General features: G+C 63.5%; 15 protein-coding genes. 13 read left to right on the forward strand and 2 right to left on the reverse strand.

The annotated features are described in order from the left end of the window. Positions 1 to 147 precede the first annotated feature (147 nt). The 13 genes from RHM60_RS06725 to RHM60_RS06785 all read left to right on the forward strand — a co-directional run bounded on the left by RHM60_RS06725 (position 148) and on the right by RHM60_RS06785 (position 15,152). Positions 148 to 3,369 (forward strand): efflux RND transporter permease subunit, encoded by a 3,222-nt coding sequence (locus RHM60_RS06725; protein ID WP_322214017.1) that lies wholly within the window; start codon positions 148 to 150, stop codon positions 3,367 to 3,369. Next, the gene (locus RHM60_RS06730; protein WP_322214019.1) at positions 3,359 to 4,522 is read left to right on the forward strand and encodes an efflux RND transporter periplasmic adaptor subunit; all 1,164 of its coding nucleotides are present in this window, start codon (positions 3,359 to 3,361) and stop codon (positions 4,520 to 4,522) included. The genes RHM60_RS06725 and RHM60_RS06730 overlap by 11 nt, the downstream gene beginning before the upstream one ends. Then, positions 4,512 to 5,915, forward strand: a complete 1,404-nt coding sequence (locus tag RHM60_RS06735) for an efflux transporter outer membrane subunit (RefSeq protein WP_416195167.1) — start codon at positions 4,512 to 4,514, stop codon at positions 5,913 to 5,915. Before RHM60_RS06730 ends, RHM60_RS06735 begins: the two co-directional genes overlap by 11 nt. A gap of 370 nt (positions 5,916 to 6,285) precedes the next feature. Then, positions 6,286 to 6,744, forward strand: a complete 459-nt coding sequence (locus tag RHM60_RS06740) for an REP-associated tyrosine transposase (protein ID WP_322214020.1) — start codon at positions 6,286 to 6,288, stop codon at positions 6,742 to 6,744. A gap of 120 nt (positions 6,745 to 6,864) precedes the next feature. Beyond that, positions 6,865 to 7,230 (forward strand): copper homeostasis periplasmic binding protein CopC, encoded by a 366-nt coding sequence (gene copC / locus RHM60_RS06745; RefSeq protein WP_322214021.1) that lies wholly within the window; start codon positions 6,865 to 6,867, stop codon positions 7,228 to 7,230. A 3-nt stretch (positions 7,231 to 7,233) separates the two neighbouring features. Then, complete coding sequence (gene copD / locus RHM60_RS06750; RefSeq protein ID WP_322214023.1) at positions 7,234 to 8,088, forward strand: copper homeostasis membrane protein CopD; 855 nt, start codon at positions 7,234 to 7,236, stop codon at positions 8,086 to 8,088. 165 nt (positions 8,089 to 8,253) lie between these two features. Beyond that, positions 8,254 to 9,516 carry an OprD family porin gene (locus RHM60_RS06755; protein WP_209983027.1) on the forward strand — a complete coding sequence of 421 codons (1,263 nt, stop codon included), beginning with the start codon at positions 8,254 to 8,256 and terminating at the stop codon, positions 9,514 to 9,516. A gap of 169 nt (positions 9,517 to 9,685) precedes the next feature. After that, positions 9,686 to 10,501, forward strand: a complete 816-nt coding sequence (locus RHM60_RS06760; RefSeq protein WP_322214024.1) for an NAD(P)-dependent oxidoreductase — start codon at positions 9,686 to 9,688, stop codon at positions 10,499 to 10,501. A 30-nt stretch (positions 10,502 to 10,531) separates the two neighbouring features. Then, positions 10,532 to 11,407, forward strand: coding sequence for an SMP-30/gluconolactonase/LRE family protein (locus tag RHM60_RS06765; RefSeq protein ID WP_322214027.1), 876 nt, complete (start codon positions 10,532 to 10,534; stop codon positions 11,405 to 11,407). Between the two features lie 52 nt (positions 11,408 to 11,459). Further along, a complete protein-coding gene (locus RHM60_RS06770; protein WP_209983033.1) occupies positions 11,460 to 12,422 on the forward strand; it encodes a TRAP transporter substrate-binding protein in 963 nt (320 codons plus the stop codon). 63 nt (positions 12,423 to 12,485) lie between these two features. Beyond that, on the forward strand, positions 12,486 to 13,013 hold the full coding sequence (locus RHM60_RS06775; protein ID WP_209983035.1) for a TRAP transporter small permease: 528 nt from the start codon (positions 12,486 to 12,488) through the stop codon (positions 13,011 to 13,013). A gap of 1 nt (position 13,014) precedes the next feature. Then, positions 13,015 to 14,295 (forward strand): TRAP transporter large permease, encoded by a 1,281-nt coding sequence (locus RHM60_RS06780; protein WP_209983037.1) that lies wholly within the window; start codon positions 13,015 to 13,017, stop codon positions 14,293 to 14,295. After that, positions 14,295 to 15,152, forward strand: coding sequence for an aldose 1-epimerase (locus RHM60_RS06785; protein ID WP_322214028.1), 858 nt, complete (start codon positions 14,295 to 14,297; stop codon positions 15,150 to 15,152). Before RHM60_RS06780 ends, RHM60_RS06785 begins: the two co-directional genes overlap by 1 nt. A 364-nt stretch (positions 15,153 to 15,516) precedes the next feature. Here the strand turns inward: RHM60_RS06785 and RHM60_RS06790 are convergent, their stop codons facing one another. Together RHM60_RS06790 and RHM60_RS06795 are read right to left on the reverse strand one after the other, a co-directional pair. Next, positions 15,517 to 16,662: an HlyD family secretion protein gene (locus RHM60_RS06790; RefSeq protein WP_209983041.1), complete on the reverse strand. Its 1,146-nt coding sequence runs from the start codon at positions 16,660 to 16,662 to the stop codon at positions 15,517 to 15,519. Then, complete coding sequence (locus tag RHM60_RS06795; RefSeq protein ID WP_057007614.1) at positions 16,659 to 18,302, reverse strand: MFS transporter; 1,644 nt, start codon at positions 18,300 to 18,302, stop codon at positions 16,659 to 16,661. The genes RHM60_RS06790 and RHM60_RS06795 overlap by 4 nt, the downstream gene beginning before the upstream one ends. Between the last annotated feature and the right edge of the window lie 139 nt (positions 18,303 to 18,441).

Here is an 18,441-nt window from a genome sequence, read left to right on the forward strand (position 1 = left end):
GAGCGGTCGTTCGCAGAACAAATGAATAGAGATGAAGCAATCTTAAGCCGCTGACTAAATCTTCCTTCATCTGGCTGAAAGGTGCGTGTTAGGTGGGTCGCCCAAGACTGCCGGGGTTTGCAATCCCGCCTTTTTGGAGAGTCACGCATGCTCGGGCTGGTAAAGACCGCACTGCACAAGCCGTACACCTTCATCGTGTTGGCCATCATCATTTGCATCATCGGGCCGATGGCGGCCCTGCGTACCCCCACCGATGTGTTCCCGGATATCGGCATCCCCGTGGTTGCGGTGGTGTGGCAATACAACGGCCTGTCGCCGGACGCCATGGCCGGTCGGGTGATCTACACCTACGAACGCGCCTTGAGCACCACCGTCAACGACATCGAACATATCGAATCGCAATCGCTGCCCGGCATGGGCATCGTCAAGATTTTCTTCCAGCCCGGCGTGGATATCCGCACCGCCAACGCCCAGGTCACCGCCGTTTCGCAAACCGTGCTCAAGCAGATGCCACCGGGCATCACGCCGCCGCTGATCCTTAATTACAGCGCGTCCACGGTGCCGATCCTGCAAATGGCGTTTTCCAGCCCCAGTCTCTCGGAAGCGAAGATTCGCGACCTGGTGCAGAACAATATCCGCCTGCCCCTGAGCGCCCTGCCCGGCCTGGCCATGCCCACCCCCATGGGCGGCAGGCAGCGCCAGATCACCCTCGACCTGGACCCACAGGCCCTGGCCGCCAAAGGCCTGTCGGCGCAGGACGTGAGCACGGCCCTGGCGCTGCAGAACCAGATCATCCCGGTGGGCACCGCCAAGCTTGGCCCCAACGAATACACGATCCTGCTCAACAACAGCCCCAAGGCCATCGACGAACTCAACGACCTGCCGATCAAGACCGTCGACGGCGCGCTGATCACCATCGGCCAGGTGGCCCATGTGCGCGACGGCTCGCCGCCGCAGACCAACATCGTGCGCGTCGACGGCCACCGCGCGGTGCTGATGCCGGCGCTGAAAAACGGCAGCATCTCAACCCTGTCGATCATCGACGGCATCCGCCAGATGCTGCCGCGCATCAACGAAACCCTGCCGCCGTCGCTGAAGACTTCGCTGCTGGGCGACGCCTCGGTGTTCGTCAAACAATCGGTGGGCAGCGTGGCCCGGGAAGGCATCATCGCTGCGCTGCTGACCAGCGCGATGATCCTGCTGTTCCTCGGCAGTTGGCGCTCCACGGTGATCATCGCCGCGTCGATTCCGCTGGCCGTGCTGTCGGCCATCGCGCTGCTCGCCGTCAGCGGGCAAACGCTCAACGTGATGACCCTCGGCGGGTTGGCGCTGGCGGTAGGGATTCTGGTGGACGACGCCACGGTGACCATCGAAAACATCAACTGGCACCTGGAACAGGGCAAGGCGGTGAAGACCGCGATCCTCGACGGCGCCGCGCAGATCGTCGGCCCGGCCTTCGTTTCGCTGCTGTGCATCTGCATCGTGTTTGTGCCGATGTTTCTGCTGCAAGGCATCGCCGGCTATCTGTTCCGGCCGATGGCGCTGGCGGTGATGTTCGCCATGGCCAGCTCGTTCATCCTCTCGCGCACCCTGGTGCCGACCCTGGCGATGTATTTGCTCAAGCCACACGCACCGGAGCCGGGCCCAGGCCAGCATCCGGAAGACGCCTTTATCAATCACCATGAGGGCGAGCATCACCCGCAGCCGCGCCATCGTGTGCTGCAATTGGTGGTGAATGTCCAGCAGGGCTTTGAGCGCCACTTCTCGAACCTGCGCGATACCTACCATGGCCTGCTGAGGCTCGCCCTGGGCCGACGCAAGCACTTTATCGCAGGCTTTCTCGCCTGCGTGCTGGCCTCGTTCCTGCTGCTGCCGAGCCTGGGCCAGGACTTCTTCCCCGCCACCGATGCCGGTGCCCTGGCGCTTCACGTGCGCCTGCCGCTGGGCACACGCATCGAAGAAAGCGCGGCCGCGTTCGACCGCATTGAAGCGCGCATCCGCCAAGTGATCCCGGCCACGGAGCTGGACACTATCGTTGACAATATCGGCATACCGCTCAGCGGCATCGACATGGCCTACAGCAGCAGCGGCACCATCGGTCCGCAGGACGGCGATATTCAGGTCAGCCTGAAAAAGGATCACGCGCCCACCGCCGACTACGTCAAACAACTGCGCGAAGCCTTGCCGCAAAGCTTCCCCGGCAGCCAGTTCGCGTTCCTGCCTGCGGACATCAGCAGCCAGATCCTCAACTTCGGCACGCCGGCGCCCCTGGACATTAAAATCTCCGGGCGCAGCGATGCCGAAAACCGCGCCTATGCCGTGGCACTTGAGCGTCGCTTGCAGCATGTGCCGGGCATCACCGACCTGCGCCTGCAGCAGTCCACCGGCTACCCGTCGTTGCAGGTGAATGTCGACCGCCTGCGCGCCAATGGCCTGGGCATCACGGAAAGGGACGTGACCAACAGCATGGTCGCATCGCTGGCCGGCAGCTCCCAGGTGGCGCCGACGTTCTGGCTCAACCCAGCCAATGGCGTGTCGTATTCGATTGTGGCGGCGACGCCGCAATACCGCCTCGACAGCTTGCCGGCGCTCGAAGCGCTGCCGGTGACCGGCGCCGACGGCCAGTCGCAGATCCTCGGCGGCGTTGCCAGCATTTCCCGCACCCACAGCCCGGCCGTGGTGACCCACTACAACATCCAGCCGACCCTGGACCTTTACGCCAACGTGCAGGGCCGTGACCTCGGCGGCGTCGCCCGTGACGTACAAACCGTACTGAATGACACCGCGCACCTGCGCCCCAAAGGCGCGACGATCAGCCTGCACGGGCAGATCGACGCACTGCACGAAGCCTTCACCGGCTTGAGCGTCGGCCTGCTCGGCGCAGTGCTGCTGATCTACTTGCTGATCGTGGTCAACTTCCAGTCCTGGGCCGACCCGTTCGTGATCATCACCGCCTTGCCGGCCGCGCTGGCCGGCATCGTGTGGATGCTGTTCCTCAGCGGCACATCGCTGTCGGTGCCGGCACTCACCGGCGCGATCCTGTGCATGGGCGTGGCCACTGCCAACTCGATCCTGGTGGTGAGCTTCTGCCGTGAGCGCCTGGCCGCCCATGGCGATGCGCTGAAGGCCGCACTGGAGGCCGGCTACACACGCTTTCGTCCGGTGTGCATGACCGCCCTGGCGATGATCATCGGCATGTTGCCCCTGGCGCTTTCCCAGGAGCAAAACGCGCCCCTGGGCCGTGCCGTCATTGGCGGCCTGATCTTCGCCACCGTCGCCACCCTGTTATTCGTTCCCGTGGTTTTCAGCCTGGTCCACGGGCGCCACCCTACTCGCGCCACTGCCGGAGAAACCCCTCATGTCGTCTGATCACACCCCCTCGCGCAAGCGTTTGATGCTCCTGGGCGTCGGCGGCCTGACCCTGGCCGCCCTGCTGGTCGCCAACGGTTTGCATGCGCGCGCGCTGCACGCACGGTCGGTCAGCGCCTGGACCGAAACCGCCGCCATCGCGCAGGTAAGCGTGGTGCAACCCGAACGCAGCGCCGCCGGCGACACCCTGCGCTTGCCCGCGCACCTGGAGGCCTGGAGCAAGGCGCCGATCCATGCGCGGGTCAGCGGCTATCTCAAGGACTGGAAAGTCGATATCGGCAGCCGGGTCAAGGCCGGGCAAGTGCTCGCCGACATCGACAGCCCGGACCTGGACCAGCAATTGGCGCAAACCCATGCGCGCCTGGTCCAGCAGCAAGCCAATGCACGCCTGGCGGGCACCACCGCGACGCGCTGGCAACACCTGCTGGCGAGCCATTCGGTGTCACGCCAGGAAGCCGACGAGAAAACCTCGTCTGCGGCTGCGGCCAAGGCCAACGCCGAAGCCGCCGCGGCCGACTATGCGCGACTGTGTGCACTAGAGCGCTACAAGACCCTGCGCGCGCCGTTCGCCGGCATCATCACCGCACGCAACACCGATATCGGCCAGTTGATCAAGGCCGATACCGACAGCAAACTGGCCTTGTTCAACCTCGCCGATACGCACCAATTGCGTCTGTATGTGCCGGTGCCGCAGAACTACGCGGCGGTTATCCATCCCGGCCTGCAAGCCGAACTGACGGTGCCCGAGCATCCCGGCGAACACTTCAACGCGCGCCTGATCGGCGATTCCACCGCCATCGACCGCCGCTCCGGCACGCTGCTCGCGCAGTTCGTCGTCGATAACCCTGGCGACACGTTGCTGCCCGGCGATTACGCCGAAGCCACCCTGCCGCTTCCGGCCGATACCCACGGCGTGAGCATCCCCGCCAGCGCGTTGATCTTCCGCGCCCAAGGCACTCAGGTGGCGCTGCTGGATGCGCAGAACCGTGTGCACTTGCAAGGCATTCATATCGGCCTCGACCTGGGCGCACGGCTGGTGATCGATCAAGGGCTCAACCCCGCCGACCGTGTGGTCGACAACCCGCCAGATGCCTTGCGCGAAGGCGATCCGGTGCAACTGGCCGCTGTCGCGGGAGGTGCGCATGCGGCGTGAATCGGTCGTGATGTTGCTGCTGCTGGCGTTGCAGGGTTGCTCGATGGCACCGACCTACAAGGTGCCGAGGGTGGACCTGCCGGCGGATTACCGCGAGGGGCCGTGGCACAGCGCACAGCCGTCCGACCGAGTGACGCCGCAATGGTGGACGCTCTACAACGATGCGCGTCTCGATGACCTGCAGCAGCGACTGCTCCAGGCCAACCCGGACCTGGCGGCGGCGCTCGCGCATTTCGACGCGGCCCAGGCGTATGCCAGCCAGTTGCATGCCGGACTGTTCCCGCAGATCAGCGCCAGCGCACAGCCGCTGCGCCAGCGGCAGTCGGATTCGCGGCCGCTGCGCGGGGGTACGCAGCCGTCGTTGTACAACAGCGATACGGCCGGATTTTCCCTGAGCTACGACCTGGACCTGTGGGGCAAAATCCGCAACCAGGTGGCGGCGGGTGATGCCCAGGCGCAAGCGTCCGGGGATGAGCTGGCGATGGCACGCTTGAGCCTGCAGCAGCGGCTGGCGACCCTGTATGTGCAGCTCGACGGACTGGACGCGCAAAGCCGGATTCTGCAGCGTTCGCTGGATGACTTCAGCCAGGCGCTGCAACTGACGCGCAGTCGCTATGAAGGCCAGATCGCTTCAGAGCTGGACCTGACGCGCGCGCAAAGTCAGCTGGCAGAGGCCAGGGCGCAGCTGGATGAAGTGCGCGGCCAACGCAACCTTGCCGAACATGCCATCGGTGAGCTGGTGGGCGTGGCGGCGAGTGATTTTTCCTTGGCGCCCAGCCCGCATCTGCTCGCCCTGCCGCAGATTCCTGCGCAACTGCCCAGCCACCTGCTGCAACGTCGCCCCGACATTGCGGCAGCGGAGCGTCGCGTGTTTGCGGCCAACGCAACGATCGGCGTGGCCAGAGCGGCGTGGTACCCGGATTTCAGCCTGACCGGCTTGATCGGCGGACAGACCCAGGGCGTTGGCAACCTGCTGTCTGCCAGCAATCGTTACTGGGCGCTGGGACCGCTGGTGAACCTGCCGATCTTCGACGGCGGGCGCTTGAGCGCCAATGAGCGCCAGGCCAAAGCCGAGTTCGAAGAAGCTTCGGCGCAGTACCGCAGCCAGGTGCTGAAGGCTGTGCGCGAGGTGGAAGACAACCTGGCGCAACTGCGCGACTTGCAGCGCCAGGCCGAGGATGAACAGGCCGCGGCGGATGCGGCGCAGCACACCCAGGCGCTGGCCATCAACAGCTATCAGGCGGGCGCGGTGAGCTACCTGGATGTGGTGACCGCGCAGACTGCGGCATTGCAGGCCCAACGGGCGTTGCAGGCGGTGCAGACGCGGCAGTTACAGGCAAGTGTGGGGCTGCTGGCGGCGCTCGGAGGTGGTTGGGAACCCGGCACGTTTTAAGGCCCTACGCAACGCCACATGTGGGAGGGGGCTTGCTCCCGATTGCAGTAGGTCAGCCAATACAAGTGTGACTGACCCACCGCTATCGGGAGCAAGCCCCCTCCCACAGGCTTTGCGCCAGACGCACTAGGTATGAACACCGCTGGATTCATGTGGGGCTTGCTTCTGATGGCAGCGGGTCTGTTGATGCAATGTGTCGCTGACCCACCGGCTCTGCGCCAGACACACTATGTATGAACACCGCTGGCCCCTGTGGGAGGGGGCTTGCTCCCGATGGCGCCCTTCCAGACACATCCTGCCAAAAGCTTGCCGATCAAGCTCAGCCACAGCACCTAGCCTCTCTTGAACACCCATGCAGAGAGGCCAGGGAATGCCTGATCTACCCGCGTCACACCGCCTGCGCATCGGCCGATTCAGCGAGCCGAACCGCATCTACCTCATCACCACCAATACCCACGAACGCATCGCCATTTTCAGCGATTTCCAGTTGGGCCGGCTGGTTGTCCGGCAGATGCGGATCGCTCAGTTCCAAGGCCGGGCGAACTCCCTCGCCTGGGTGATCATGCCCGACCACTTTCACTGGATTATCGAGCTGCAAAAAGGCTCGCTGGCGGACCTGATGTGCCAGGTAAAATCCCAAAGCACCCGCACGGTTAACGGCGCGAGCGGGCGCGAGGGCCGGCTTTGGCAGGAGAGTTTCCATGACCGGGCGCTGCGCAAGCAGGATGACCTGCTGAAAATGGCGCGGTATGTGGTGGCCAATCCCCTGCGGGCCGGGCTGGTGCGCAGAATTGGCGACTACCCGCTGTGGGACGCGATATGGCTGTAGCGCCGCGAGCCCCCTTCCGCCTTTTTTAACTGCATTCCTGGCTTAAACACTAACTCCCACTCACAGCCTTATCCGAAACTTCGTACACTGCCCGCCCTACTCATTGATTGGTATTGCGCAATGTTGATCAAAAAAGCTCTCACCACCGTCGCGCTGCTGGCTTCTCTGCTGGGCGCTGCGTCAGCTTTCGCCCACGCACACTTGAAAAGCTCGGAGCCTGCGGCGGACAGCAGCGTCGCTGCGCCCAAGGATCTGCGCCTGACGTTTACCGAAGGCGTTGAAGCCACGTTCAGCAAAGTCTCACTGAGCAAGGACGGCACCGAAATCGCGATCAAAGGCCTGGAGACACTGGATAAAGACAAGAAGGTGTTAATCGTGACACCCGCTGCGCCACTGGCGGCCGGTCACTACAAGGTGGTGTGGAACGCCGTCTCCGTCGACACCCACAAGAGCAACGGTGAATACAGCTTCAAGGTCGGCCAATAATCCATGGCGACGCTGCTGGTGCTGTGCCGTTTCGTGCATTTCATCGTCGTGTTGCTGATGTTCGGGGCCTGCGCGTTCAGGCCCTGGCTGCTGGGCACGCACGCGCAACCGGCGCTGGACCGGCAACTGCTGCGCATCACCCGTGGCCTGGCCTGGCTGGGGCTCGTTTCGGGCGTGGTGTGGTTGCTGTTGATCACCGCGAGCATGGCCGGTAACTGGGACGCGGCCCTGCAACCGGCGACAGTGCGACGGGTACTGGGCAAGACCTTCTTTGGCCAGGTGTGGGTGTGGCATCTGTTGCTGAACCTGCTGCTGGTGATCGCGCTGATCAAACCCTGGCCAGTGCTGCGCCTGCCGTTGCTCGCGTTGTTACTGGCGACCCTCGCACCCGTGGGCCACGGCGCAATGCTTGACGGCCTCAGCGGGCAGTTGCTGATCCTCAATCAGGTGGTGCACCTGGTGTGCGTCGGCGCCTGGCTCGGGGGTTTAATGTTGCTGGTGCTGATACTGCGCTCGCCAACGCCGGCACTGGAGCCGATCCTGCGGCGCTTCAGCGGCGTCGGTTATGGTCTGGTGGCCGGACTGCTGGTGACAGGTTTGATCAACGTGCGCGTACTGACCGGGCAACTGTGGCCGACACCGTTGTTCAGCGGGTTCGCGCTGATTTTGTTGATCAAGGTGCTGCTGGTACTCGGCATGCTGGGGTTGGCGCTGCTGAACCGTTTGCGTCTGGAGCACTGTGAGCAGCGCGTGAGCACGTTGAAAGCCAGTGTGACGCTGGAATGGTTCCTCGGTGTTTCAGCAGTGGCAGCGGTTTCTCTATTGGGCACCCTTCCGCCAATGACCATGACGGGCTGACTTGACACGCCGTCCGACCTTGAAGGTGCTCACCTGGGTAGTTTATTCAGTCATCGTATAACTTCCGCTTGACACCCCCACCAAACCCCGCAAATATCCGCCCCAATGTTGTACGACAACGTATAACAAATAATAAAAACAACAAAAGAAAATGGGAGCTTCACTGTGAGTCAATTCGCCCGCAATTCCTCCTCGCACCTCGGTCTCATCAGCCTCGCCAGCCTTGCGTTTACCCTGCCCCTCGCCGCCCAGGCGGATGGGTTTCTCGACGATGCCAAGGCCTCGCTCAACCTGCGCAACGCTTACTTCAACCGCAATTTCACCAACCCGGCCAACCCCCAGGCCAAGGCTGAAGAGTGGACGCAGAACTTCATTCTTGACGCCAGGTCCGGCTTCACCCAGGGCACCGTAGGTTTCGGGCTGGATGTGCTGGGGCTGTACTCGCAGAAGCTCGACGGCGGCAAAGGCACCGCCGGCACGCAACTGCTGCCGGTGCACAGCGACGGCCGCCCGGCGGATAACTTCGGGCGCCTGGGCGTGGCCCTGAAAACCCGGCTGTCGAAGACTGAACTGAAGGTCGGCGAATGGATGCCGGTGCTGCCGATTCTGCGCTCCGACGATGGCCGCTCCCTGCCGCAAACCTTTCGCGGCGGTCAGGTCACCTCCAACGAGATTGCCGGGCTGACCCTCTACGGCGGCCAGTTTCGCGGCAACAGCCCGCGCAACGATGCGAGCATGGAAGACATGTTCATGAACGGCAAAGCGGCGTTCACCTCCGACCGCTTCAACTTCGGCGGCGGCGAATACACCTTCAACGACAAGCGCACCCAGGTCGGCCTGTGGTACGCCGAACTCAGCGATATCTACCAGCAGCAATACCTCAACCTCACCCACAGCCAGCCCGTGGGCGACTGGACCCTGGGCGCCAATCTCGGTTTCTTCAACGGCAAGGAAGACGGCAGCGCCCTGGCCGGTGACCTGGACAACAAAACCGTCTCCGCGCTGTTCTCGGCCAGGTACCAGGGCCACACTTTCTACGTGGGCCTGCAGAAACTCACCGGCGACAGCGTGTGGATGCGCGTCAACGGCACCAGCGGCGGCACCCTGGCCAACGACAGCTACAACTCCAGCTACGACAACGCCAGGGAAAAATCCTGGCAGGTGCGGCATGACTTCAACTTCGTGGTGCTGGGCGTACCGGGGCTGACCTTGATGAACCGCTACATCAGCGGCAGCAACGTACACACCGGGGCGATCACCGATGGCAAGGAATGGGGACGCGAGTCCGAGCTGGCCTACACCGTACAAAGCGGTGCGCTGAAGAACCTGAATGTGCGCTGGCGCAACTCAACCATGCGTCGGGATTACAGCACCAACGAGTTCGATGAAAACCGGCTGTTTGTGAGCTATCCGATTTCCCTGCTGTAACACTCAACCCCCACTCGCCGGCAACCCTGTGGGAGGGCGCTTGCTCCCTCCCACATTTTGATCCTCACTGTGCTTTCATTCTGTCTGCAAGAACGTTGACAAGCCGGTGAAACCCTAACAATACTTTGACAAAGTCATACGACAACTTACAACAATAAATGGAACGCCCATGACCACCTCCTCCGCCATTCCATTCAACCGCCTGCTGCTCACCGGCGCCGCCGGCGGGCTGGGCAAGGTACTGCGCGAGCGCATGCGCCCTTACGCCCAGGTGCTGCGCCTGTCGGACATCGCCGACATGGCCCCCGCCGCCGCCCACGAAGAAGTGCAGCCGTGCGATCTCGCCGACAAACAGGCCGTGCACCACCTGGTCGAAGGCGTCGACGCCATCCTGCATTTTGGCGGCGTGTCGGTTGAGCGCCCGTTCGAAGAAGTACTCGGCGCCAATATCAGCGGGATTTTCCATATCTACGAAGCCGCACGCCGCCATGGCGTCAAGCGCGTGATCTTCGCCAGCTCCAACCACGTGATCGGTTTCTACAAACAGGGCGAGCCACTCGACGCCCACTCACCGCGCCGCCCGGACAGCTACTACGGCCTGTCCAAGTCCTACGGCGAAGACATGGCCAGTTTCTACTTCGATCGCTACGGCATTGAGACCGTCAGCATCCGCATCGGCTCCTCATTCCCCGAACCGCAGAACCGCCGGATGATGCACACCTGGCTCAGCTTCGACGACCTGACTCAACTGCTCGAACGTGCGCTCTACACGCCAAACGTCGGCCACACCGTGGTGTACGGCATGTCGAACAACCTCGACACCTGGTGGGACAACCGCTACGCCGCGCACCTGGGCTTTGTTCCCAGGGACAGCTCCGAGGTGTTCCGCGCCCAAGTGGAAAAACAACCGCCCGTGCCTGCCGATGACCCGGCGGCGGTGTATCAGGGCGGCGCGTTCTGCGCGGCCGGGCCGTTCGGTGACTGAGTCTGCCTCCAACCCAGGGAGTGAGTGGCCATGACCGCTGAATTGATTGTCGACGCCCGCAATGCCGTGGGCGAATGCCCGGTGTGGGTGCCCGAGGAAAACGCTCTGTACTGGGTGGATATCCCCAACGGCGGCCTGCAGCGCTGGAGCGCCGGCAGCGGCCACATCGCCGCGTGGACAGCCCCGCAAATGCTCGCCTGCATTGCCCGCACCACCGCGGGCAATTGGGTGGCGGGCATGGAGTCGGGCTTTTTCCAGCTCACGCCTTACAACGATGGCAGCCTCGACACCACGCCACTGGCCGGCGTCGAGCACCCGCGCGACGACATGCGCCTCAATGACGGCCGCTGCGACCGCCAGGGCCGTTTCTGGGCCGGCAGCATGGTGCTGAACATGGGCTTGAACGCGGCCGAAGGCACGCTCTATCGCTATGCCGGCGGCGCCGCGCCGCATGCCCAGTTGAACGGCTTCATCACCCTCAACGGCCTTGCCTTCAGCCCCGATGGCCGCACGATGTACGCCTCGGACTCGCACCCGCTGGTGCAGCAGATCTGGGCCTTTGACTACGACACCGACAGCGGCACCCCGAGCAATCGCCGCGTGTTTGTCGACATGCATAAATTCCTCGGCCGCCCCGATGGCGCGGCAGTGGATGCCGACGGCTGCTACTGGATCTGCGCCAACGACGCCGGCCTGGTGCACCGTTTCACCCCCGACGGTCGCCTCGACCAGTCACTCACCGTACCGGTGAAAAAACCCACCATGTGCGCCTTCGGCGGCAGCCGTCTGGATACGTTGTTCGTCACCTCGATTCGCGATGACAACAGTGACCAGTCCCTGTCCGGCGGCGTGTTCGCCCTCAACCCCGGCGTCAAGGGACTGCCCGAACCGCGCTTCATCCTCTAGCTGCATCGCTGTGCCTTGAATACAAAAATAACAAGACAGGAGTGATACCCCCATGGACTTCAAACGCACGTTGCTCGTCGCCGCACTGTTCACCCTCAGCAGCGCCGCTCAGGCGCTGGAAATCAAATTCGCCGATATCCACCCCGACGGCTACCCCACCGTGGTGGCCGAAAAGAACATGGGCGCCGCGCTGACCAAAGAGAGCAACGGCGAACTGACCTTCAAGTTCTTCCCCGGCGGCGTACTGGGCTCCGAGAAAGAAGTGGTCGAACAGGCCCAGGTCGGCGCCGTGCAGATGACCCGCGTCAGCCTCGGCATCGTCGGCCCGGTGGTGCCGGCGGTGAACGTGTTCAACCTGCCGTTCGTGTTCCGCGACCAGGCGCACATGCGCAAGGTCATCGATGGCGAGATCGGCGACGAGATCCTCGCCACCATCACCGACTCCGAATTCGGCCTGGTGGCACTGGCCTGGATGGACGGCGGCACGCGCAACCTCTACACCAAAAAGCCGGTGCGCAAAATCGAAGACCTCAAGGGCATGAAGATTCGCGTGCAGGGCAACCCGCTGTTCATCGACGCCTTCAACGCCATGGGCGCCAACGGCATCGCCATGGACACCGGCGAGATCTTCAGCGCCCTGCAGACCGGAGTGATCGACGGCGCGGAAAACAACCCGCCGACCCTGCTTGAACACAACCACTTCCAGAACGCCAAGTTCTACACCCTCACCGAACACCTGATCCTGCCCGAGCCCATCGTGATGTCGAAGATCACCTGGAACAAACTCACCCCCGCCCAGCAAGACATGGTGAAAAAAGCCGCCAAGGCCGCGCAGGCCGATGAGCGTGTGTTGTGGGACGCCAAATCCGCCAGCAGCGAAACCAGGCTCAAGGCTGCGGGCGTGGAGTTCATCAGCGTCGACAAAAAGCCCTTCTATGACGCCACCGCAGCAGTGCGCGCCAAGTACGGCGCGCCTTACGCCGACCTGATCAAGCGCATCGACGCGGTTCAATAACGCCCTCCTTCCTGACAAGGCCCGGCGCGGTCGGCACCGACGCGCCCGGTCACGGTGAACGCCATGAAGAATCTACTGCTGCGCTTCAATGACCGCCTCTACATGACCTGCATCTGGGTCGCCGGCCTCTCGGTGCTGGGGGTGGCGCTGATCATTCCGTGGGGCATCTTCGCCCGCTACATCCTCGGCACCGGCTCCAGCTGGCCGGAGCCCACCGCGATCCTGCTGATGCTGGTATTCACCTTCGTCGGCGCCGCCGCCAGCTACCGCGCCGGCGCGCACATGTCGGTGGCCATGGTCACCGACCGCCTTCCGCCCACCCAACGCCGCATCGTCGGCCTCCTCTCGCAACTGTTGATGGCGACCATCTGCCTGTTCATGACTATCTGGGGCAGCAAGCTGTGCCTGTCCACCTGGAACCAGTTCATGAGCGCCATTCCCACCCTGCGCGTGGGCATTACCTATATGCCGATCCCGATCGGCGGGCTGCTGACGCTGGTGTTCGTGCTGGAAAAACTCGTGCTGGGCGACCAGAGCCAACGGCGCGTGGTGCGCTTTGACCTGGTGGAAGAAAGCGAAGGAGCTGCCTGATATGGACGCATTGATTCTGCTCGGCAGCTTTATCGCCCTGATCCTGATCGGTATGCCGGTGGCCTACGCCCTGGGCTTGTCGGCGTTGATCGGCGCATGGTGGATCGACATTCCGTTCCAGGCCCTGATGATTCAGGTGGCCGGTGGGGTGAACAAGTTTTCGCTGATGGCGATTCCGTTCTTCGTACTCGCCGGGGCGATCATGGCCGAGGGCGGCATGTCACGACGGTTGGTGGCGTTTGCCGGCGTACTGGTGGGCTTTGTGCGCGGCGGCCTGTCGCTGGTCAACATCATGGCCTCGACGTTTTTCGGCGCCATTTCCGGCTCGTCGGTGGCCGACACGGCCTCGGTGGGCTCGGTGCTGATCCCGGAAATGGAACGCCGTGGCTACCCCCGGGAGTTTGCAACGGCGGTCACCGTCAGCGGTTCGGTGCAGGCCCTGCTGACCCCGCCCAGCCACAACTCGGTGCTCTACTCCCTGGCGGCCGGCGGCACCGTATCGATTGCCTCGCTGTTCATGGCCGGCGTGGTGCCAGGGCTGCTGATGAGCGCATGCCTGATGGTGCTGTGCCTGATCTTCGCGAAAAAACGCAACTACCCCAAAGGCGACGTCATCCCCCTGAAGCAGGCACTGAAAATCGCCGCCGACGCGCTCTGGGGCCTGATGGCCATGGTGATCATCCTCGGCGGCATCCTCTCGGGCATTTTCACCGCCACCGAGTCGGCGGCGATTGCGGTGCTGTGGGCATTCTTCGTGACCATGTTCATCTACCGCGACTACAAATGGCGCGAGCTGCCCAAGCTGATGCACCGCACGGTGCGTACCATTTCCATTGTGATGATCCTGATCGCCTTCGCCGCCAGCTTCGGCTACATCATGACGCTGATGCAGATCCCGGCGAAGATCACCACGATGTTCCTGACCCTGTCGGACAACCGCTACGTGATCCTGATGTGCATCAACGCCATGCTGCTGTTGCTGGGCACGGTGATGGACATGGCGCCGCTGATCCTCATCCTCACGCCGATCCTGCTGCCGGTGATCGTCGGCATCGGTGTCGACCCGGTGCATTTCGGCATGATCATGCTGGTGAACCTCGGCATAGGCCTGATCACCCCGCCGGTGGGCGCGGTGCTGTTTGTCGGCGCGGCGGTGGGCAAGACCACCATTGAGAAAACCGTGAAGGCGCTGCTGCCGTTCTACGCGGTGCTGTTTCTGGTACTGATGGCGGTGACCTACATCCCGGCGCTGTCGCTGTGGCTGCCAAGCGTGGTGCTGTGATGATTGAACTTGAAGATCGGCTGACCCGCCTCACCCTGTCCCCGGCAGTGGGTGGCAGCCTCGTCAACTGGACGGTGCGCGCCACCGGGCAGCCGCTGTTGCGACACAGCGATGAGCACGCGATCACTAGCGGGTTGCCGGGCAAGCTGGGGTGCTATCCATTGGCGCCCTGGTCGAACCGGGTGGCCGAGGGCGGTTTTGCCAACCCCGAGGGCTGGTTGGCATTGACGCCCAACAGCCTCACCGATCCCCTGCCGATTCATGGCTCGGCGTGGCAACAGGCCTGGCAGGTGGTGAGCCGGACAGCGGATGATGTGGTGCTGGCGGTGGTCTGTGAGACGCCGTTCGCCTATCGCGCCGAGCAGCGGTTTCGCTTGAGTGACGGTGAACTGAGTATTGCGCTGCGGGTGACCCATTTGGCTGCACAGCCGGCCTGGCACGGGTTGGGATTGCACCCCTACCTGCCCCGCAGGCCGGGCACGCGGTTGCAGGCCAAGGCGTCGCAGGTGTGGATGAGCGATGCGTCCAAATTACCCACGGCGTTGGCGCAGATACCCGAAGTGTGGGACTTTCGCCAACTCAAGGGCCTGCCGGAGGAGCCGGTGGATAACGGTTTTTGCCAGTGGGACGGGCACTGCCGGATCGAACAGCCGGAACTGGGCTATGCGCTGGAATGCCAGGCCACCGGGGCCGATTACTTCCTGCTGTACTGCCCTGCGGGGCTTGAGTTCTTTTGCATCGAGCCGGTGAGCCATCCGGTGAATGCCCACCACCTGCCCGGCCGACCCGGCTTGAAGCTGCTGGAACAACACCAGTCAACCCACCTCGATTTCACCTTGAAATACACGCCCCTGTAACACCAAAAAATCTGTGGGAGGCTCCGCCAAGTCTTCGACTTAGCGCTGTCGCGCAGAAAACCGGGCCTCTGTGGCGAGCGGGCTTGCCCCGCGTTGGGCTGCGCAGCAGCCCCAAAACCATGTTCTGCGTAGTGTCAGGTACACCGCGTTTTCTTTGATTGGGGGCGCTTCGCGCCCCAACGCGGGGCTTGCCCCAACACTCGGCACCTCGCCTGGGCTCGGTGTGCCCGAACGCAGGCTTTGGAGCGTGTTTGACGGGGCGCCTAAGATCAAAAGCAAAAGCGCAGCGGCCTGAGAGCCGACCGGAATGGGGAATGTGAACGCGATCAAATGTGGGAGCTGGCTTGCCTGCGATAGCGGTGTATCAGGGCGGGCTGTTTTTCAGGCGGCCGGCGGTGTCGATACTGACCACCACCGACAACCCCGGCCGCAGCCGCTCACTCTCTGCCTGCCCCGGGTCCACGGTGATCCTCACCGGCACCCGCTGGGCGATCTTCACAAAGTTGCCAGTGGCGTTGTCCGCCTGCAACAGGCTGAACTCCGAGCCCGTCGCCGGCGAAATATGCTGCACCGTGCCATGAAACCTGCGGTGGTTCAGCGCATCCACGGTGAAGGTCACCGGCTGGCCGACCTGCACGTCGGCCATCTGGGTTTCTTTCATATTGGCGATCACCCACAGCTGATTGGGCACCAGCGCCATCAACTGCGCGCCGGAATTGACATAGGCGCCCAGGCGCACACCGATCTGCCCCAACTGGCCATCGCGGGGCGCGGTGATGCGCGTGTTGGCCAGGTCGATGCGCGCCAGCGCCACTGCGGCATCGGCGCTCGCCACCGCCGCTTCCAGCGAACCGCGATTGACGATCACCGTCTGCAGGTCCTGCCGCGCGATCTCCAGGTTGGCCTGGGCCTGGGCCACCGCCGCAACGGTTTGCGCCTGGGCGGCGCGGGCCACGTCCAGTTCGCGCCTGGACACCGAGCCGTCGCTGATCAGCTCTTCATTGCGGCGCAGGTCGGCGCTGCTTTTGCGCGCCTGGGCCTGGCTGTCCACCAGCGCGGCCTGGCGCAGCTTGATGGTGGCTTGCGCGCTGTTGCGCTGCTGCACCACGTTGGCCAACGCCGCCTTCTGCACCGCCCGTTGCGCCAGCGCCTGATCGAGGCGCTGCTGGTAGATGCGGTCGTCCAGGCGCACCAGCAGGTCGCCGGCCTTGACGTACTGGAAGTCCTGCACCGGCACCTCGAACACATAGCCGCTGAGCTGCGGGCCGATGATCGTCACCTGGCCGCGCACCAGGGCGTTCTCGGTGGTTTCCACCGCACTGCTGAACGGTGGCAACTGCCAGGCGTAGAGCACGATCAGCACGCCGACGATGGCAATCGCGGCAAAGCCCAGAGAAGAGATGATGCGCACCCGCAAGGAGCGCGGCTCGGTCGCCGTGGCGCCCGGCGGCGTGCTGCCTTCCGGCGTGGCAGCGATGGCATTGGTGGTTGTGGTGGTCGATTCGGTCATGAAGGTGCGCCGCTGGGTTGAACGGGAGGAGCTGCCTGGGTGGTGCTCATCAGCCACAGGCTGCGAATGAAGATCCAGCTCATGGTGAGGATCGCGATGATCGCGATCAGCATGAAGACATCGTTGTAGGCCATCACATTCGCCTCACGGGTCGCCGCCGTGGCGAGGCTGCGAATGCCCTGCAGGTTGCGCAGCTGCGGATCGGCGATCACCCCGCCATAGGCCGCCCCGCCGCTCTGCACCCGCGCCGCCACGCGCGGGTCGAGCAGGGTCAGGTGTTCGACGATCATGCTGGAATGATACTTCTCGCGCACGATCTGGAAGGTGCCGAGCAATGCCGCGCCGATCAACCCGCCGAGGTTCTGGCAAATGCCGAACATCACCGAGAAGCTCACCAGGTTGCGCGGGTTGGCCAACACGTTTTTGGTGCCGAGCACCATGGTCGGTCCGAGGAAAAACGTGCCGCCGAAGCCCAGCAGGAACTGGCTGACATACAGGTTCTGCGGCCGGGTGAGGTTACTGGAAAAACTGTCCATGACGGAGCCGGTTGCCATCAGCGCCAGGGAGATCACCAGCGGCATCAGCAGGTGCGCCGGGTTGATCGTCAACGCACTGACCACCAGCCCCGCTAGCGCCCCGGCCAGCATCACCACGTACAGCGTGTGCATCTGCTCGTAGCTCATGTTGAGCATCTGCATGAAACCCACCGCGCCGGTGGACTGCTCCGACAGCACCATGCGAATCAGGATCACCGCCAGCGCCAGGCGAATCATCACCCCGCTGCCGAGCCAGCGCGTCATCAGCAGCGGGTTGGCGCGGTTATGCTCGATGGCAAGGCCCGCCATGATCAGCACCAGGGAACAGGCCGACGCCACACCGATCCACGGCGCCTCCAGCCACCAGTCGATACGCCCCAGGGACAGCACCGCGCAGAGCAAAGCCACGCCGGTGGCGAGGATGGCGAAGGTGAGAAAATCAAGTTTTTCAAAGGTCTTGAAGCGGTCGCCGGGCGGCAATTTGAGCAGGAACACACAACCCAGGCAGATCAGCGCCAGCCCCAGCTCAAACAGGTACAAGCCGCGCCACTCGGCAATCTGCAGCAAGTCTTCGGAGAACAACCGCGCCAACGGCAAGGCCAGCTGCGCGGTGCCCAGCCCGAGCACCAGCGAGCGCAAGCGCCACTTGGCCGGGAAGGCCTGGATCATGTAGTACAAGCCCAACGAACTCAGCGCCGCCCCCACCATGCCATGGGCCGCCCGCACGGCGATGGCCGAGCTGAGGTCGTTCACGAATAAATGGCCGAAGGTCACCAGCACGTACAGCACCAGAAACACCTCGGTGAACGCACGCAGGCCGAACTGCTGGCGAAACTTCACCAGCAACAGGTTCATGCACACGTTGGTCATCACATAGGCGGCGGGCAGCCAGGCCATCTCTGCGGTGGTCGCCCCCAGCGCGCCTTGCAGGTATTGCAGGTTGGCGATGACCAGCGCGTTACCCAGCCCCCCGGTGATCGCCACCAGCGCACCGACCAGCGCGAACAGCCAGCGCTTGTGGGTGGGATGCAGCGGCGTCGACGGCGAGCCGGGCAAGGTCGGTCGCTCGTGAGGCTGCCAGGGGTGGGGGGTGTAGTTGTCCATTCGGTGACCTTGGTGAGCCGACGGGGAAGTCGGTGAAATCCATGCTCAGAGACAGTAAACGCGAGTGGAGTTCATCTTGCCAGCGGTGGTTGGGCAAATGAGGGGGGTAGCTGTTGGAGGTTTGTGATGTACATATCTG

It is taken from the genome of Pseudomonas sp. MH9.3, assembly GCF_034354675.1.
In the GTDB taxonomy this organism is placed as follows: Bacteria; Pseudomonadota; Gammaproteobacteria; order Pseudomonadales; family Pseudomonadaceae; genus Aquipseudomonas.

Bases quoted from the DNA above. Each gene is read 5' to 3' on its own strand.
- RHM60_RS06795 (WP_057007614.1), bottom strand. From the start codon at position 18,302: ATGGACAACTACACCCCCCACCCCTGGCAGCCTCACGAGCGACCGACC.
- RHM60_RS06775 (WP_209983035.1), top strand. From the start codon at position 12,486: ATGAAGAATCTACTGCTGCGCTTCAATGACCGCCTCTACATGACCTGC.
- RHM60_RS06770 (WP_209983033.1), top strand. From the start codon at position 11,460: ATGGACTTCAAACGCACGTTGCTCGTCGCCGCACTGTTCACCCTCAGC.
- RHM60_RS06765 (WP_322214027.1), top strand. From the start codon at position 10,532: ATGACCGCTGAATTGATTGTCGACGCCCGCAATGCCGTGGGCGAATGC.
- RHM60_RS06785 (WP_322214028.1), top strand. From the start codon at position 14,295: ATGATTGAACTTGAAGATCGGCTGACCCGCCTCACCCTGTCCCCGGCA.
- RHM60_RS06740 (WP_322214020.1), top strand. From the start codon at position 6,286: ATGCCTGATCTACCCGCGTCACACCGCCTGCGCATCGGCCGATTCAGC.
- RHM60_RS06790 (WP_209983041.1), bottom strand. From the start codon at position 16,662: ATGACCGAATCGACCACCACAACCACCAATGCCATCGCTGCCACGCCG.
- RHM60_RS06725 (WP_322214017.1), top strand. From the start codon at position 148: ATGCTCGGGCTGGTAAAGACCGCACTGCACAAGCCGTACACCTTCATC.
- RHM60_RS06780 (WP_209983037.1), top strand. From the start codon at position 13,015: ATGGACGCATTGATTCTGCTCGGCAGCTTTATCGCCCTGATCCTGATC.
- RHM60_RS06730 (WP_322214019.1), top strand. From the start codon at position 3,359: ATGTCGTCTGATCACACCCCCTCGCGCAAGCGTTTGATGCTCCTGGGC.
- RHM60_RS06760 (WP_322214024.1), top strand. From the start codon at position 9,686: ATGACCACCTCCTCCGCCATTCCATTCAACCGCCTGCTGCTCACCGGC.
- copD (WP_322214023.1), top strand. From the start codon at position 7,234: ATGGCGACGCTGCTGGTGCTGTGCCGTTTCGTGCATTTCATCGTCGTG.
- copC (WP_322214021.1), top strand. From the start codon at position 6,865: ATGTTGATCAAAAAAGCTCTCACCACCGTCGCGCTGCTGGCTTCTCTG.
- RHM60_RS06735 (WP_416195167.1), top strand. From the start codon at position 4,512: ATGCGGCGTGAATCGGTCGTGATGTTGCTGCTGCTGGCGTTGCAGGGT.